Annotated in this window: 10 protein-coding genes; 5 read left to right on the top strand and 5 right to left on the bottom strand. The window is 73.0% G+C overall.

Annotated features, from left to right (window positions below; translation table 11 throughout):
- Nucleotides 1-17: 17 nt before the first annotated feature.
- Nucleotides 18-740, bottom strand: a complete 723-nt coding sequence (locus tag QC282_RS27550; RefSeq protein ID WP_279552280.1) for an Rv3235 family protein — start codon at nt 738-740, stop codon at nt 18-20.
- Nucleotides 741-1,073: 333 nt separating this feature from the next.
- On the opposite strand from QC282_RS27550, the gene QC282_RS27555 reads away from it, so the two are divergent.
- From QC282_RS27555 to QC282_RS27570, 4 genes are all read left to right on the top strand, one after another.
- Nucleotides 1,074-1,589 carry a hypothetical protein gene (locus tag QC282_RS27555; RefSeq protein WP_279552281.1) on the top strand — a complete coding sequence of 172 codons (516 nt, stop codon included), beginning with the start codon at nt 1,074-1,076 and terminating at the stop codon, nt 1,587-1,589.
- Nucleotides 1,590-1,639: 50 nt separating this feature from the next.
- Nucleotides 1,640-2,305 (top strand): HAD family hydrolase, encoded by a 666-nt coding sequence (locus QC282_RS27560; RefSeq protein WP_279552282.1) that lies wholly within the window; start codon nt 1,640-1,642, stop codon nt 2,303-2,305.
- Nucleotides 2,306-2,765: 460 nt separating this feature from the next.
- The gene (locus QC282_RS27565) at nt 2,766-7,712 is read left to right on the top strand and encodes an NAD-glutamate dehydrogenase (RefSeq protein WP_279552283.1); all 4,947 of its coding nucleotides are present in this window, start codon (nt 2,766-2,768) and stop codon (nt 7,710-7,712) included.
- A gap of 365 nt (nt 7,713-8,077) precedes the next feature.
- Nucleotides 8,078-9,556 (top strand): hypothetical protein, encoded by a 1,479-nt coding sequence (locus tag QC282_RS27570; RefSeq protein ID WP_279552303.1) that lies wholly within the window; start codon nt 8,078-8,080, stop codon nt 9,554-9,556.
- Nucleotides 9,557-9,581: 25 nt separating this feature from the next.
- Here the strand turns inward: QC282_RS27570 and QC282_RS27575 are convergent, their stop codons facing one another.
- The 4 genes from QC282_RS27575 to QC282_RS27590 form a co-directional block, all read right to left on the bottom strand.
- Entirely contained in the window at nt 9,582-11,243 is a 1,662-nt protein-coding gene (locus QC282_RS27575; RefSeq protein WP_279552284.1) for a glycosyltransferase family 2 protein, read from the bottom strand.
- Nucleotides 11,240-13,432: a CDP-glycerol glycerophosphotransferase family protein gene (locus tag QC282_RS27580; RefSeq protein WP_279552285.1), complete on the bottom strand. Its 2,193-nt coding sequence runs from the start codon at nt 13,430-13,432 to the stop codon at nt 11,240-11,242. Before QC282_RS27580 ends, QC282_RS27575 begins: the two co-directional genes overlap by 4 nt.
- Before the next feature lie 109 nt (nt 13,433-13,541).
- Nucleotides 13,542-14,378, bottom strand: a complete 837-nt coding sequence (locus QC282_RS27585; RefSeq protein WP_279552286.1) for an ABC transporter ATP-binding protein — start codon at nt 14,376-14,378, stop codon at nt 13,542-13,544.
- The gene (locus QC282_RS27590; RefSeq protein WP_279552287.1) at nt 14,371-15,291 is read right to left on the bottom strand and encodes an ABC transporter permease; all 921 of its coding nucleotides are present in this window, start codon (nt 15,289-15,291) and stop codon (nt 14,371-14,373) included. The genes QC282_RS27585 and QC282_RS27590 overlap by 8 nt, the downstream gene beginning before the upstream one ends.
- A 228-nt stretch (nt 15,292-15,519) precedes the next feature.
- On the opposite strand from QC282_RS27590, the gene QC282_RS27595 reads away from it, so the two are divergent.
- Entirely contained in the window at nt 15,520-16,146 is a 627-nt protein-coding gene (locus tag QC282_RS27595) for a TetR/AcrR family transcriptional regulator (RefSeq protein ID WP_279552288.1), read from the top strand.
- Nucleotides 16,147-16,432: the final 286 nt, after the last annotated feature.

Raw genomic sequence — 16,432 nt, forward strand, 5'->3', positions numbered from 1 at the left:
GGTGGGACGCGGCCCGCTCAGTCGTCGGTGGCGCGGGGCGGGCGGGGGCCGCCCAGTTCCACGGCCGTGCAGCGCCAGCGCAGGTCGCGGCCCTGTTCCAGGCGGAAGGCCATGGCGCGCAGCCGGTCGCCGGCGCCGATGCGGGCGAACGCCTCGATGGCGCCGGGGCGCGGCTCGAAGTAGCCGATGTCGCGGACGACGGCGCCCGGGCCGCGGGTGCGCAGCGGGCGGCGCTCGGCGAGCCGGATCAGCTCGTCGTAGGCGGGCCCGGTGGTGTGCCGGAGCATCCAGTGGACGGGGCGCCGGCCGCTGAGCACGGCGAGGAGGCGGTCGGCGAAGACGTCGGTGGGCCGGGGCTGCGATACGGGCCTGCGGGGTGTCTGGGCGGGCACGACGGCGGGGCGGCCCGGAGCGGTGGCCGGTGCCGGGTGGTGGGCGCCGGTGACCGCCGCCGGTGGACGGGTCTCGGTGACCGTTGCCCCTGGACGGGACGCCGGTCGGCGGGTGGTGCCCGCGGTGGCCGGTGGACGGGTGCCCGCGGTGGTCGTGGGCGGGCGGGTGTCCGTCGGCCGCGGGGCCGGGCCGCGCGGGTTGCCCGGCGGGCGGTCGTCCGGGGCCGCCGTGGGGGCCGTGCCCCCGCCCGGGGTGCGGGGCGGCGGACCGGCCGGGCGGCGGGCGTCCGGGCGGCCTGGCGGACGCGTGGGCGGGCGGCGTCGGCTCCTGGTCATGACCTTGATCATGGGGTCCCCGTTCGGCGGGCCCGGTGTGGATACCAGGCAGTAACTTTCTGTTGGCTGATCTTGTACGGGGATGCCGGAGCGTCGTGCAAGGAGGCCGGGGGCGGCGCCGGGGGCCCGGACGATTCACTTATCCGGGTGACGGTGATGGTGCCGGGGCCCGTGCCTGCGCGGGCGCACCGGGTGAATCCATGGCGTGCGGTGGACGGCTTCGGGGGTGCGGGCAGGGACCCGAAAGGGGACGCCCGCACGTATCCTGAAGGCCCTCCGGGAGACGCGGGACCGCTGTGCCCAGGTCCCCGCGGAGCCCTACGACCTCGACGAAAGCGGCCGGCCATGCGCGTCTACGTCCCCCTGACCCTCCCCGGCCTCGGCGAGGCGCACAAGACGGGTGAGCTGGGGACCGGGCCGCTGGTGGCGTACGCGGTCACGCCCGCGCTGCGCGAGTGGTACCTCTCGGACGACCTGGAGGAACTGGAGTACGCCGCGCTGAACCGCGCCGCCCTCGCCTCCCTGCGGCTGCTCGCCGCCGACCCCGGGGCGCCCCGCCGCCGGGTCGTGGTCGCCGTCGACGTGCCCGACGGCGCGGCGAGCGCCGACCCGGACCGCGGCCTCGACCCGGCCGCGCTCGGCGAGGTGCGCGTCGCCGGGCCCGTGCTGCTGGCGAAGGCGGCGGCGGTGCACGTGGACGCGGACGACGCGGAGGCGGACGTGACCGCCGCGGCCCGGGCGCTGGCGGCGGCCGACGCCGGGGACGACGACGCGCAGTTCGTCGTGGACGGCGCCGACGACCACGAGCTGCTGTGGTTCGCGACGCAGGAGATCCCCAACCTGGTCGGCCCCGGCGCCTGACCGGCCCGCGGCTTCCTTGGTTGTCAGTGGCGGCGGGTACGTTTTCCGGCATGGGGATGAAGACAGGGGCGCACATCGTCTGGGACTGGAACGGGACGCTGTTCCACGACCTGGACGCGATCATCGGAGCGACGAACGCGGCCTTCGCCGAGCTGGGCCTGACGCCGATCACGCTGGAGCAGTACCGGGAGCTGTACTGCGTGCCGGTGCCGAAGTTCTACGAGCGGCTGATGGGGCGGCTGCCCACCGACACGGAGTGGGAGGTCATGGACGAGATCTTCCACCGCTACTACACGGAGCACCGGGTGCGGTGCGGGCTGGCCGACGGGGTGACGGAGCTGCTCACCGGCTGGCGCTCGGCCGGACACAGCCAGTCGATCCTCAGCATGTACGGGCACGAGGACCTGGTCCCCCTGGTCAGAGCCTTCGGGATCGAGACGCACTTCCTCCGCGTCGACGGGCGGACCGGACCGTCCGGCGGCAGCAAGGCCGAGCACATGGTGCGGCACCTCGGCGCCCTCGGCGGCGTCGACCCGGAGCGCACGGTCGTGATCGGGGACGCCGCCGACGACGCCCTGGCCGCGAGACACGTGGGAGCGCGGGCGGTGCTGTACACCGGGGGCTCGCACAGCCGGGCGAGCCTGGAGGTGGTCGGCGTGCCGGTGGTGGACACGCTGGCGGAGGCGGTCGCCGAGGCGGAGCGGCTCGCGGCCTGACGGACCCCTACGACAGGACCGCACCTCTCCCCTCTGTGCAGAACGTCAAACTTCCACCCCTGGTTTTGTACACATACGGCTCATGACGGGGCCCCTGTCATGAGCGATAGCCTTGGTGGCGTGATCAGCGCGATAGCTCGCGGGGGCACCGCCGCCCCTGCCCTGCGCCCGGACCGCACGGACGACATCCGTGACCGGGCGGCGGTCGCTGGTCTTCGCGGGCGGGAGGGGACATCGAGGTTCCCCGGGGCGCCGGACTCTTCCGGGGTGGTGGCGCCGCAGAGAGCAGCGTCACACCCGTCGGACGCGCCGAAGTTGGCTGACAAGCCCCCGCTCGTCTCACCTTGCGGCATAGCGTCGGAACCGACCGGACACCCCGCGTCGAGGCGTCGCGTCACAAGGGCAGAGACCGTACTTCCTTCTACGTCACGCAACGGCGCGCGACAGGAGCCAGAGGACAATGCAGACCAAGCTGGACGAAGCAAAGGCCGAGCTGCTCGAGAGGGCCGCCCGGGTAGCTGAGAACAGCCCGGTCGGGGGGCACCTACCGACTGGGAAGACGAACGAGGGCACATCCGGTACCCCGGACCACGCATCCGTGCTCGCGTTCCTCCAGCGCTACTACCTGCACACCGCACCGGAGGACCTCACCGACCGAGACCCGGTCGACGTCTTCGGCGCCGCGGTCTCCCACTACCGACTGGCCGAGAGCCGCCCGCAGGGCACGGCCAACGTGCGGGTGCACACCCCGACGGTCGAGGAGAACGGCTGGACGTGCAGCCACTCCGTCGTCGAGGTCGTCACCGACGACATGCCCTTCCTCGTCGACTCCGTGACGAACGAGCTGACCCGGCAGGGCCGCGGCATCCACGTCGTCATCCACCCGCAGGTCGTGGTGCGGCGCGACGTCACCGGCAAGCTGATCGAGGTGTTCTCCACCCGGCCCAGCGGCGACCTCCCGCACGACGCGCACACCGAGTCCTGGATCCACGTCGAGATCGACCGCGAGACCGACCGCGCCGACCTCAAGCAGATCACCGCCGATCTGCTGCGCGTCCTGTCCGACGTCCGCGAGGCCGTCGAGGACTGGGAGAAGATGCGCGACGCGGCCGTCCGCCTCTCCGAGGCGCTGGCCGCCGAGCCCCTCCCCGGCGACCTGGCCGAACCCGAGGTCGACGAGGCACGCGAGCTGCTGCGCTGGCTCGCCGACGACCACTTCACCTTCCTCGGCTACCGCGAGTACCAGCTGCGCGAGGACGACTCCCTGGCCGCCGTGCCCGGCACCGGCCTCGGCATCCTGCGCTCCGACCCGCACCACGCCGAGGAGGAGAGCCACCCCGTCAGCCCGTCCTTCGAGCGGCTGCCGGCCGACGCCCGCGCCAAGGCCCGCGAGCACAAGCTGCTGGTGCTGACCAAGGCCAACAGCCGCGCCACCGTGCACCGGCCGTCGTACCTGGACTACATCGGCGTCAAGAAGTTCGACGCCGACGGCAACGTGGTCGGTGAGCGGCGTTTCCTCGGCCTGTTCTCGTCCGCCGCGTACACCGAGTCCGTCCGCCGGGTGCCGGTCATCCGGCGCAAGGTCGCGGACGTGCTGACCCGGGCCGGTTTCTCGCCCAACAGCCACGACGGGCGCGACCTGCTGCAGATCCTGGAGACGTACCCGCGCGACGAGCTGTTCCAGACGCCCGTCGACGAGCTCCAGGCCATCGTCACCTCGGTGCTGTACCTCCAGGAGCGCCGCCGGCTGCGCCTCTACCTGCGCCAGGACGAGTACGGGCGCTACTACTCGGCGCTCGTCTACCTGCCGCGCGACCGCTACACCACCGGCGTCCGGCTGCGGATCATCGACATCCTCAAGGAGGAGCTCGGCGGCATCAGCGTCGACTTCACCGCCTGGAACACCGAGTCGATCCTGTCCCGGCTGCACTTCGTCGTCCGCGTCCCGCCGGGCACCGAGCTGCCGGAGCTGTCCGACACCGACAAGGAGCGCATCGAGGCGCGGCTGGTCGAGGCCACCCGCTCCTGGGCCGACGGCTTCGCCGAGGCGATGAACGCCGAATGCGGCGAGGAGCGCGCGGCCGAACTGCTGCGCCGGTACGGCAACGCGTTCCCGGAGGGCTACAAGGCCGACCACTCCCCGCGCGCGGCCGTCGCCGACCTGGTCCACCTGGAGCAGCTCAAGACCGGCGAGAGCGGCAAGGACTTCGCGCTCAGCCTGTACGAGCCGGTGGGCGCGGCCCCCGAGGAGCGCCGCTTCAAGATCTACCGCAAGGGCGACGCGGTCTCCCTGTCCGCGGTGCTGCCGGTGCTCCAGAGGCTCGGCGTCGAGGTCGTCGACGAGCGGCCGTACGAGCTGCGCGGCTCGGACCGCAGCGTGGCCTGGATCTACGACTTCGGCCTGCGCATGCCCCGCTCGCTCACCGGTGGTGACCACTTCGGGGACGACGCCCGCGAGCGGTTCCAGGACGCCTTCGCCGCCACCTGGACCGGCCAGGCGGAGAACGACGGCTTCAACGCCCTCGTGCTGAGCGCCGGACTTACCTGGCGTCAGGCGATGGTCCTCAGGGCGTACGCCAAGTACTTGCGCCAGGCGGGCTCGACGTTCAGCCAGGACTACATGGAGGACACCCTCCGCAACAACGTCCACACCACCCGGCTGCTGGTCTCGCTGTTCGAGGCGCGGATGTCGCCGGACCGGCAGCGCGCCGGACACGAGATCGTCGACGCGCTGCTGGAGGAGCTCGACGCGGCCCTCGACCAGGTCGCGAGCCTGGACGAGGACCGCATCCTGAGGTCCTTCCTCACCGTCATCAAGGCGACGCTGCGCACCAACTTCTTCCAGGAGGCGCAGGGCGGCAAGCCGCACGACTACGTCTCCATGAAGTTCGACCCGCAGGCCATCCCCGACCTTCCGGCGCCGCGCCCGGCCTTCGAGATTTGGGTGTACTCGCCGCGCGTCGAGGGCGTGCACCTGCGCTTCGGCAAGGTCGCGCGCGGCGGCCTGCGCTGGTCCGACCGCCGTGAGGACTTCCGTACGGAGATCCTCGGCCTGGTCAAGGCGCAGATGGTGAAGAACACCGTCATCGTGCCGGTCGGCGCCAAGGGCGGCTTCGTCGCCAAGCAGCTGCCCGACCCGGCCGTCGACCGGGACGCGTGGCTGGCGGAGGGCATCGCCTCCTACAAGACGTTCATCTCGGCCCTGCTCGACATCACCGACAACATGGTGGCCGGCGAGGTCGTGCCCCCCACGGACGTCGTCCGGCACGACGAGGACGACACCTACCTGGTGGTCGCGGCCGACAAGGGCACGGCGACGTTCTCGGACATCGCCAACGACGTGGCCCAGTCGTACAACTTCTGGCTGGGCGACGCCTTCGCCTCGGGCGGTTCGGCCGGGTACGACCACAAGGGCATGGGCATCACCGCGCGCGGTGCCTGGGAGTCCGTCAAGCGGCACTTCCGGGAACTGGGCGTCGACACCCAGACCGAGGACTTCACGGTCGTCGGCATCGGTGACATGTCCGGCGACGTGTTCGGCAACGGCATGCTGCTGTCCGAGCACATCCGCCTGGTCGCCGCCTTCGACCACCGGCACATCTTCATCGACCCGAACCCGGACGCGGCCGTCTCCTACGCCGAGCGCCGCCGCCTGTTCGAGCTGCCGCGCAGCTCCTGGGACGACTACAACACGGACCTGCTCTCCACGGGCGGCGGGATCTTCCCGCGCTCGGCCAAGTCCATCCCGGTCAACGCCCACGTCCGCCAGGCCCTCGGCATCGACTCGGGCGTCACCAAGATGACCCCGGCCGACCTGATGAAGGCGATCCTCCAGGCGCCGGTCGACCTGCTGTGGAACGGCGGCATCGGCACGTACGTCAAGGCGTCCACCGAGTCGCAGGCCGACGTCGGCGACAAGGGCAACGACGCCATCCGCGTCGACGGCAAGGACCTGCGCGTCAAGGTCGTCGGCGAGGGCGGCAACCTGGGCCTGACGCAGCTCGGCCGGATCGAGTTCGCGCTGCACGGCGGCCGGATCAACACCGACGCCATCGACAACAGCGCGGGCGTGGACACCTCCGACCACGAGGTGAACATCAAGATCCTGCTCAACGGGCTCGTCACGGACGGCGACATGACGGTCAAGCAGCGCAACAAGCTGCTCGCCGAGATGACCGACGAGGTCGGCCACCTGGTCCTGCGCAACAACTACGCGCAGAACACCGCGATCGCCAACGCGCTCGCCCAGTCCAAGGACATGCTCCACGCCCAGCAGCGCTACATGCGCCACCTGGTCCGCGAGGGCCACCTGGACCGGGCCCTGGAGTTCCTGCCCACCGACCGGCAGATCCGTGAGCGGCTCGGCGTCGGACACGGCCTGACCGGACCGGAGACGGCCGTCCTGCTCGCCTACACGAAGATCACGGTCGCCGAGGAGCTGCTGCACACCTCGCTGCCCGACGATCCGTATCTGCGCGGCCTGCTGCACACCTACTTCCCGGCACCGCTGCGCGAGAGGTTCGCCGAGCAGATCGAGAACCACCCGCTGCGCCGCGAGATCACCACGACGGTCCTGGTCAACGACACGGTCAACACGGGCGGTACGACGTATCTGCACCGGCTGCGCGAGGAGACCGGCGCCTCGCTGGAGGAGATCGTCCGCGCGCAGACCGCGGCCCGGGCCATCTTCCGGTCGTCCGAGATGTGGGACGGGGTGGAGGCCCTCGACAACAGGGTCGAGGCCGCCGTCCAGACCCGGATCCGGCTGCACTCGCGGCGGCTGGTGGAGCGCGGCACGCGCTGGCTGCTCAACAACCGGCCGCAGCCGCTGGAGCTCGCCGAGACCGTCGACTTCTTCGCCGAACGCGTCGAGCAGGTGTGGGCGCAGCTGCCGAAGCTGCTGCGGGGCGCGGACCTGGAGTGGTACCAGCAGATCCACGACGAGCTGACGGACGCCGGCGTGCCGGACGAGCTCGCCACGCGCGTGGCCGGCTTCTCCTCGGCCTTCCCGACGCTCGACATCGTCCTGATCGCCGACCGCATGGGCAAGGAGCCGCTGGACGTCGCCGAGGTGTACTACGACCTCGGTGACCGGCTGTACATCTCGCAGCTGATGGACCGCATCATCGAGCTGCCCCGCGCGGACCGTTGGCAGTCCATGGCCCGCGCGGCGATCCGCGAGGACCTGTTCGCGGCGCACGCGGCCCTCACGGGTGACGTGCTGGCGGTGGGCAACGGCTCGTCGACGCCGGAGCAGCGGTTCAAGAAGTGGGAGCAGAAGAACGCGGCGATCCTCTCCCGGGCCCGCACCACCCTGGAGGAGATCCGCAGCTCCGAGTCGTTCGACCTCGCCAACCTGTCCGTGGCGATGCGGACGATGCGGACGCTGCTGCGCACGCACCGGTAGTTCCGGCCCGCCGGTGACACCCCGGGGCGCCCCGAGCCGAGCCGGCCGGGGCGCCCTCGGCATACGGCCTGCGGGCTGTGCGGGGTGCCGGGGGTGTGGGGCGTCCGGGCTGTGCGGGGCGCCCTCGGCATACGGCCTGCGGATTGTGCGGGGTGCCGGGGGTGTGGGGCGTCCGGGCTGTGCGGGGGCGCCCTCGGCATACGGCCTCCGGGCTGTGCGGGGTGCCCGGGGCCTCGGCCGTCCGGGCGGCTCCGGTGGAGGAGTCGCCGGGCGCGGCCGAGGCTGGTGACGTGACTACAGGGCGTTCCAGCACGACGCGGGCCCCGACGGCCGGACCGGCTCCCGCCCCGGCCGCCTCCCGTCCGGTGCGGGCACCCGCGCTCATCGCGTGGGCGGCGGCCGGGCTCGTGGTCCTGCTGCTGCTCGCGGTGGTCGTCCGGCTCCCGTGGGCCGGTGACCTCGGCATCCACGCGGCGACGGTCGAACGCCTGCGGCACGACCTCACCGACCCCGGCAACCCGCTGGTCGACGCGGACACCCCGAGCCCCTACTACTCGCCGTGGACGCTGCTGCTCGGCTGTGTCGCACGGCTGACCGGCCTGTCGGTGTTCGTGGTGCTGCGGGTCGGCGCGCTGGTCGGGCTGGCGCTGCTGGTGACGGGGGCGGGGCGGTACGCGCGGACGCTGAGCGCGCACCGGGCGGCGCCCGCGCTCGCCGTGCTGAGCCTGCTGCTGCTGTGGGGCACGGCCCAGTTCGGCTGGAGCGGCTTCCTCGGCCTGAACTCGCTCGCGCTGACGGTGTCGTACCCGAGCGTGTTCGCCCTCGGTCTCGCCTTCCACTTCTGGGCGTGGCTGACGCGGGCGCTGCGCGGCCCGGCCGGGTGGGGGGCCTGGGCGGGACTCGGGGTGCTGTGGGCGGTGATCCTGCTGTGCCACCAGTTCACCGGGGTGGTGGCCTCGCTGGGCGCGCTCGCCGTGGTGCTCGCGACCCGGCCCGCGCGGATCACCCGGGAAACCCGGCGCGGGTGGCCGGTGTGGGCGCGGCCGGCCGTCGGAGCGGGGACGGGACTGCTGGTGCTGTGGCTGTGGCCGTACTACGACTTCTTCGCGCTGTCCGGCGCCGGGACGGACCTGGAGCACGTGCACCGGCCGCTGTACCGGGACCTGCTCGGGCGGTACTGGCTGGTGCTGCTCGGGGTGGCCGCGCTCGTCCCGCGGTGGCGGCGCGACCACCGGGACCCGCTGGTGCTGTTCTTCGCGCTGGGCGCGCTGGTGTTCGCCGCCGGTGGGCTGACCGGGCACTACTCCTGGGGGCGTGCCCTGCCCGCCGCGCTGATCCCGGCGCAGTTCGCCGCCGCGCTGGAGGCGGTCGAGGCACCGCCCAGGCTGCGCGCCGGGTGGGCGGTCCTGCTGGCCGCGGCGCTGGCCGTAGGCGCGTGGACGCAGGCCGGGACCGCCGGGTACGTCTTGCCCCGCGGCGCGCTGCCAGAGGCGGTCGCGGCCAAGCACCGGGAGCCGTGGGCCGGCTACGACTGGATCACGCCGTGGGTCAGCCCCGGCGACGTCGTCATGGCCCGCGTGCCCTTCCCGGCCCGGCAGATCCCCGCGTACGGCGCCTACACCGTCGCCCCCGGCTACCCCGACTTCTTCCTGCCGGACGAGGAGGCCCGGCAGGAGGCGGTACGGCGGTACTTCGCGCCGGGCACGGCGGCCGGGGAGCGGCGGGACGTCCTGCGGGAGTACGGGGTGCGGTGGGTGGTGGACCGGGGAGACGTACCGCCCGGCGCAGGCCTGCGGGAGGTGGCCCGGGGTCCGGGCGGGCAGGTGCTGTACGAGGTCGGGTGACGTCTGCCGAGCCCGGCGGGCGGGGCTACCGCAGCACGCCGGTCACCAGCCGCGCCGCCCGTTTCACGCGGGGCCGTGCCACCCGGCGTACGACGGGACGGATCACGCGCGCCGTCACGCCGACCGGCAGCCAGCGGACCTGGAGGCGGCCGGGCGCGTGGCCCTCCGGTTCGACGGTGACCCGGTGCGGGGCCGTGCCGGAGCGGTAGTCGACGCGGGCCGTCAGCGCGGGGAAGTCCAGCGGGGCCAGCAGCAGACCGGTGTGGCTCAGGCCCCGCTGCGTGAGGCGGAGCAGCGGGTGCCGGGTGCCCTCGAAGCCCTGCAGGGGCAGCGGGGTCGCCGCCAGGTCCAGCCGCACCCGACCCTCGAAGACGCCGGGGCGCACCGGGGAGAGGCGGAAGGGGACGACGAGGCGGCGCGGGCCGGGCGCGAGGTGCAGGGCCGCGCGCTGCGGGCCGACCGGAAGCCGCAGACCCGGGTCGTACGTCCGGATCGCCAGGTCGAGGCAGGCGCCGGGGCCGCGCCCGATCTCGGTGATCTCGTGCCGGAACTGGGCGCTCGGGAACGGCCGGGTCTCCAGCTCCAGGTCGGACACGTCCAGTTCGCGGCGCGCCCACTCGGTGCCGGGGACCTCCTCGCCCCAGTAGGCGCGGCCGTCGGCGTCCGTCGCCACGTGCCGGGGCGCCACCGCGTGCCCCAGCCCCCGGGCCGCGAGCCGCGCCTCGGGCATTCGGCGGTCGCGGATCAGCTGGATGACCACGCGTTCCGCGCGCGGCAGCCGGGCGTAGGCGTCCGGGTCGAGCGTCTCCAGGTAGGGCTCGACGATGTCCGCGAACGCCGTCAGCCACGCGTCGTCCCGGTAGGGCAGGTCCCCGGAGTACATGCGGAAGTCGTGCTTGAGGAACTTGTAGTCCTTGTCCGGGCGCAGCGCGCCGTGTCCGCTCTCGGCGAGGAAGGCGTCGACGAGGCGCTGCACGTGCACCCGGTCGCGGACGTTGTCCAGCCGGTCCCGCTGGTTGGAGATCGACGCCGCGCCGGCGGGCGCGTACGGCGCCACGTACCAGTGGTAGACCGGCTCCGGGATGATCGTGAACGCCCTGGCCAGGCAGTAGGCCCGCGCCGAGAACAACTGGTCCTCGTAGTGGATGTCCTCGGGGAAGAGCAGGCCGTGCCGGTCGAGGAAGGCGCGGGCGTACATCTTGCTGGTCGCCAGATGCTCGAAGAACAGCCGGGGGTCGGCCCCGATGCCGTCGAGGGTGCGGCGCTCGGCCACCAGGTGCGGCATCCAGGTGGAGCGGCGGCCGTTGTCCACCCGGATGCGCCGCACCGCGCCCATCGCGAAGTCGATGTCGCGTTCGCGGTGCGCGGCGAGCAGCAACTCCACGGCGTTGTCGGGCAGTTCGTCGTCGCTGTCCAGGAACATCAGGTACGGCGCCCGGGACGTCGCGATGGCGCGGTTGCGCGGCACGCCGCAGCCGCCGCTGTTCACCGGCAGCCGCAGATACCGGATGCGCGGGTCGTCGGCCGCCAGCCGGCGTGCCACGTCCGGGGTTTCGTCGGTGGAGTGGTCGTCGCTGATGACGATTTCGAGGTTCGCGTGGGTCTGGCGGCGCACGGAGGCGACGGCCCGGGGCAGGCGGGCGGCGTCGTTGTGGACGATGACGGTGACCGTGACGTCGGGGGTCATGCGAGCTCCTCGGGGCGCGGGGCCGGGGTGCGGTGCTCCAGGGGCAGGACCGGCGGCAGCGCCTCCTCGGGCTCGCCGAGCAGGACACGGCGCACCACGCGCTCGGCGGCGCGTCCGTCGTCGTACTCGCAGAACCGGCGCCGGAACGCGGCCCGCGCCTTCGCCGCGCACTCGTCGCGCCAGGCCTCCGTCGCCAGGATCTCGGTGAGCTCCTCCTGGGTGCGGGCGACCGGGCCGGGGGCGTCGGCCATCAGGTCGAAGTAGACGCCGCGGGTGGTGCGGTAGGTGTCCCAGTCGTCGGCGTGGACGACGATCGGGCGGTCCAGGTTGGCGTAGTCGAACATGATGGACGAGTAGTCCGTGACCAGCGCGTCGGCGGCCAGGCACAGGTCCTCGACGGGCTCGTAGGAGGACACGTCGATGATGCGGCCGGTGCGGCGCAGGCCGGTCAGCGGGGAGGCGGCACGCTCGTAGAAGTAGTGGCCGCGCACCAGCAGGACGGTGTTCTCGCCGAGGCGGTCGGCGAGCGCGGCGAGGTCCAGGCGGGGGGTCCAGCCGGCCTCGTAGTCGCGGTGGGTGGGCGCGTAGAGGACGGCCCGGCGGCCGGGCGGGATGCCGAGGCGGGCGCGGATGGCGCGGATGGCGTCGGCGCCGGCCGCGTAGTACACGTCGTTGCGCGGATAGCCGTGGTCGAGGGAGACGTAGCGGGACGGGTAGGCGCGCTGCCACATGCGGGTGGTGTGGCTGTTGGCGGAGACGCTGTAGTCCCACTTGTCGATGCGTTCCAGCAGGGCCTGGAAGTCCAGGCCCTGGGCGGCGGCCGGGTACGCCATCTGGTCCAGGCCCATGCGTTTGAGCGGGGTGCCGTGGTGGGTCTGGACGTGGATCGCGTCGGGGCGTTTGACCACCTCGTTGGGGAAGTTGACGTTGTTGACGAGGTACTTGGCGCGGGCCAGCACCTCCCAGTAGCGGCGCGTGCCGGGCACGACGTGGTCGGTGCCGGGCGGCAGCAGCGCGGCGTTCTCGGCGGTCACCACCCACACCGGGTGGATGTGCGGGGCGAGTTCGGCGGCCTTCGCGGCGATCGCGGCCGGGTTGCAGGCGACGCCCCGGTTCCAGTAGGCGGCGAAGACGGCCAGTTCGGGGTCGACGGGCCGGCCGAGCGCCCTGCGGTACTGGTGGTCGCGGACCTTGTCGCCCACCTGCCGTGTGCGGGTCCGCAGGGCCGACCTGGCGGCGCGGCGGGTGCGGTTGGCGGCCTGGAAGGCGCGGTACCTGGTGTAGGCGCCGTCCTCCAGCAGGCCCCGGCGGACGCCTTCGAGGCCGGCCGGACGCCGGTGGCCCTCCGGCTTGCGGCGCACGGCGGCGCGCGACGCCCGCCGGAAGAACTCCCGCGCCACCGCGTCCGGCATCCCGGCCCGCGCGAAGGTGCGCAGACAGTCCCGGACCATCAGCTCGTACAGCGCCGACCGGGCGGCCCGGCGGCCGTCGGCCAGGTCGAGCAGGGCCTCGTAGCGGTCGACCAGGGCGTAGTGCTCCTCCGGCGTGACCGGCGGGACGCTCTGGGCGCGCAGCCGGCGGTCCTCCAGGGTGATGTGCGGCAGACAGGCGACCTGGTCGGCGAGGAGGAGGGCGGCGCGGGCGGCGAACGGTTCGTCGGCCGAGTCGAGCAGCCGCTCGTTCGCCCGCCAGAACGCGGCGCGCACCGCCCGGTTGCCCAGCAGCGGCGTCAGGCGCAGCAGGTGCGCGCAGTCGTCCAGGGCGAGCGGGCCGCGTCCGGCACGCGCCAGGAGCGGGCCGTCCCAGGAGGGCAGGCCGGAGGTGCGCCAGGTGCTGCGGACGTGGTCCAGGAGCAGGACGTCCACCGTGTCGGGCAGTTCGGCGGCCCGCTCGGCCAGGGTGTGGGAGGCGCCGGCCGGCAGCCCGTCCTTGGCGTGGACGAAGTGCAGCCAGCGCCCGGTGGCCCGCGCCGCGCCCGCCGCCCGGGCCGCCGCGTCGCCGGTTCCCTCGGGCAGCGGCAGCACCATCATGTCGGAGGCGTGGTGTTCGGCGGTCTCCTGCGCCCAGTCGCCGACCGCGGCCACCACGACCTCGGTGCCGGGCAGGGGGCGCGCGGCGAGCGAGTCGAGGAGTTCGGCCAGGTGGCCCTGGGTGTTCGGCCCGTGGACGACGACGCTGAGCTCGGGCATCGCAGGACTCCTTCATCTCGTCTCGCCAGGCACGCCTGTGCGGCCATACTGGCATCAATGGGATGAAAGGGTTAATCCGGTTGGGCCTCGTGAGGGAAACGCCGGCGGGTCAGGAGCCGACGGCGGCGGCCTTGGCCTTCGGCTTCGGCTTGGCCTTGTCCGTGCCGCCGGTGAACGCCTCGTACTCCTTCAGGACCTCGTCCGTCGGACCGTCCATGCGCAGCTCGCCGCGCTCCAGCCACAGCACGCGGTCGCAGGTGTCCCGGATCGACTTGTTGTTGTGGCTGACCAGGAACACCGTGCCCGCGTGCTTGCGCAGTTCCCGGATGCGGGCCTCCGAGCGCTTCTGGAAGGAGCGGTCGCCGGTGGCCAGCGCCTCGTCGATCAGCAGGACGTCGTGGTCCTTGGCGGCGGCGATGGAGAACCGCAGGCGGGCGGCCATGCCGGAGGAGTACGTCCGCATCGGCAGCGTGATGAAGTCGCCCTTCTCGTTGATGCCGGAGAAGTCGACGATCTCCTGGTAGCGGTCCCTGATCTGCTCGCGGGACATGCCCATCGCGAGGCCGCCGAGGTGGACGTTGCGCTCACCGGTCAGGTCGTTCATCAGGGCGGCGTTGACGCCGAGCAGGGAGGGCTGGCCGCCCGTGTAGATGCGGCCGTTCTCCACCGGCAGCAGGCCCGCGACCGCCTTCAGCAGCGTGGACTTGCCGGAACCGTTGGTGCCGATCAGGCCGATCGCCTCGCCCTTGTACGCGACGAACGACACGTTCTTCACGGCGTGCACGCGGCGCACGCCGGCCGCCTTCTCGGTCTGCTTGCGGCGCAGGATGCGGTTGAGGGCGGCGGTCGCGGAGCCGCGGCCGGCGCCGGTGCCGTTGACGCGGTAGACGATGTCGACGCCGTCGGCGACGACGGTGGGAACGCGGTCCTCGGTGGTGTCAGCCACGGCCGTAGGTCTCCTCAGCCTTCCAGAAGTAGATGAAGCCGCCGACGCCGGCGAGCAGCGCCCAGCCCGTCGCGGTCAGCCACACGTGCTCGGGCAGCCGGCTCGCGTGGAAGCTGTCGATCAGCGCGAACCGCATCAGGTCGATGTAGACGGCGGCCGGGTTGGCCTGGAGCACCGGCAGGACCCAGCCCGGCAGGTCGTCGTGCCGGCTGAGCATGTGGTCGATGCTCCACATGACGCCGGAGGCGTACATCCAGGTGCGCAGCACGAACGGCATGAGCTGCGCGATGTCCGGCGTCTTGGCGCCCAGCCGTGCCATGGCCATCGCGACACCCGCGTTGAAGGTGAACTGCAGCGTCAGGGCCGGCACCGCCAGCAGCCAGGACGCGGCGACCGGGACGCCGAACACCAGCAGGATCACGGCGAGGGCGGCCATCGAGAACAGCAGCTGCTGGAGCTGCTGGAGGCAGAACGAGATCGGCAGCGCGGCGCGCGGGAAGTGCAGGGCCCGCACGAGGCCGAGGTTGCCGGAGATGGCGCGGGTGCCCGCCATGATCGAGCTCTGCGTGAAGGTGAAGATGAACACGCCGGTGACCAGGAACGGCACGTAGTCCGGCACGCCCCTGCTGGTCTGGAGCAGCACGCCGAAGATGAGGTAGTACACCGCCGCGTTCAGCAGCGGGGTCATGACCTGCCAGACCTGGCCCAGCTTGGCCTGGCTGTACTGGGCGGTCAGCTTGGCCGTCGCGAAGGCGGCTATGAAGTGCCGGCGCGCCCACAGCTGCCGCACGTACTGCGGCAGGGAGGGGCGGGCACCGCTGACGGTGAGGCCGTGGCGGGCGGCGAGCGCCGCCAGGTCGGGGCCCGGGGCCGTGGCCGGTGTCCGGGGCGGTGTGTCGAGAGCCTGGGTCACATCCGCTGCTTTCCGTCGGGGGGTGGCTGGCGGGGGCGGGCGGTCGCCGGTGGTCTCCCGCCGTTCACGCGGATGTCTCCGCGCGTTCGTCTACGTCGGGACGGGACCGTATCGTCGCAACGTGAGCGTAGGCCGATTCGACGTCGGGACGCAACCGTTCCGTCGTCACGCGGAGCCCGGGGTGCGTGAGGACGGGGCCGTATCGTCGCGACGCCCTATGCTGGCCGCATGACGACGAACGCCGACGAGCCCCAGCCACGTCCGCGGCGCCGGGCCCCCGCGGGGGCGGCCGTGCTGCGGGCGGACGTGACGGAAGCCATCCGGGCGGCCGTCTTCGAGGAGCTCGCGGCCGTCGGTTACGCGCGCATGTCGATCGAGGGGATCGCGCGGCGCGCCGGGGTCGGCAAGACGGCGGTGTACCGCCGGTGGCGGTCCAAGCTGCACCTGGTGCTCGACCTGGTCTCGGCGATCGCCGTACAGGGACTGCCCGCGCCGGACACCGGCAGCCTTGAGGGGGATCTGCGGCTGCTCTACGAGGTGACCGCGCGGGCGCTGCGGCATCCCGTCGCCTCGCAGGTCATCCCCGACCTGCAGGCCGAGGCGGCGCGCAATCCCGAGATCGCCGAGGCGCTGCAGAAGGCGTTGCGGGAGGGGCAGAACGGGGTCGCCAGCGGGATCGTGGCGGCGGCGGAGCGGCGGGGGGAGCTGCGGGCGGGGATCGACCACGAGCTGGCGCTCGACCTGATCTCGGGGCCGCTGTACTGGCGCTCGGTCGTCATTCGGGGGGCCAAGCCGGGGAAGGGGTACCTCGCGGCGCTGACGCGGGCTACGGCGGGGGCCTTGCGAGCGTTGTGACTGCCGTCGGCTGGGGTGGGGCGCCGGGACTGTGGCGGGTGTGGGTGTGGGTGCGGCGGCGTTGCGGTGGCCGTCAGGTGAGTGTGGGGTGCGGCGGCGTTGTCGTGGCCGTCACGGGGTTGCGCGGCCCGGCGTTTGCGGGGTGCCGCCGCGCCCACCCGTGCCGCCCTTGCGGCACGTATGCCCGCGGTGGGGCGCGTCGCCCGTCGCGGGTTTGCGGGGTGCCGGCCGCGCTCACCCGTGCCGCCCCTTGCGGCACGGGTGCCCGCGGTGGGCGGTGCCGGTG

It is taken from the genome of Streptomyces sp. DH24, assembly GCF_029813775.1.
Classification (GTDB): domain Bacteria; phylum Actinomycetota; class Actinomycetes; order Streptomycetales; family Streptomycetaceae; genus Streptomyces.

Bases quoted from the DNA above. Each gene is read 5' to 3' on its own strand.
- QC282_RS27565 (WP_279552283.1), top strand. From the start codon at position 2,766: ATGCAGACCAAGCTGGACGAAGCAAAGGCCGAGCTGCTCGAGAGGGCC.
- QC282_RS27580 (WP_279552285.1), bottom strand. From the start codon at position 13,432: ATGCCCGAGCTCAGCGTCGTCGTCCACGGGCCGAACACCCAGGGCCAC.
- QC282_RS27575 (WP_279552284.1), bottom strand. From the start codon at position 11,243: ATGACCCCCGACGTCACGGTCACCGTCATCGTCCACAACGACGCCGCC.
- QC282_RS27560 (WP_279552282.1), top strand. From the start codon at position 1,640: ATGGGGATGAAGACAGGGGCGCACATCGTCTGGGACTGGAACGGGACG.
- QC282_RS27550 (WP_279552280.1), bottom strand. From the start codon at position 740: ATGATCAAGGTCATGACCAGGAGCCGACGCCGCCCGCCCACGCGTCCG.
- QC282_RS27555 (WP_279552281.1), top strand. From the start codon at position 1,074: ATGCGCGTCTACGTCCCCCTGACCCTCCCCGGCCTCGGCGAGGCGCAC.
- QC282_RS27595 (WP_279552288.1), top strand. From the start codon at position 15,520: ATGACGACGAACGCCGACGAGCCCCAGCCACGTCCGCGGCGCCGGGCC.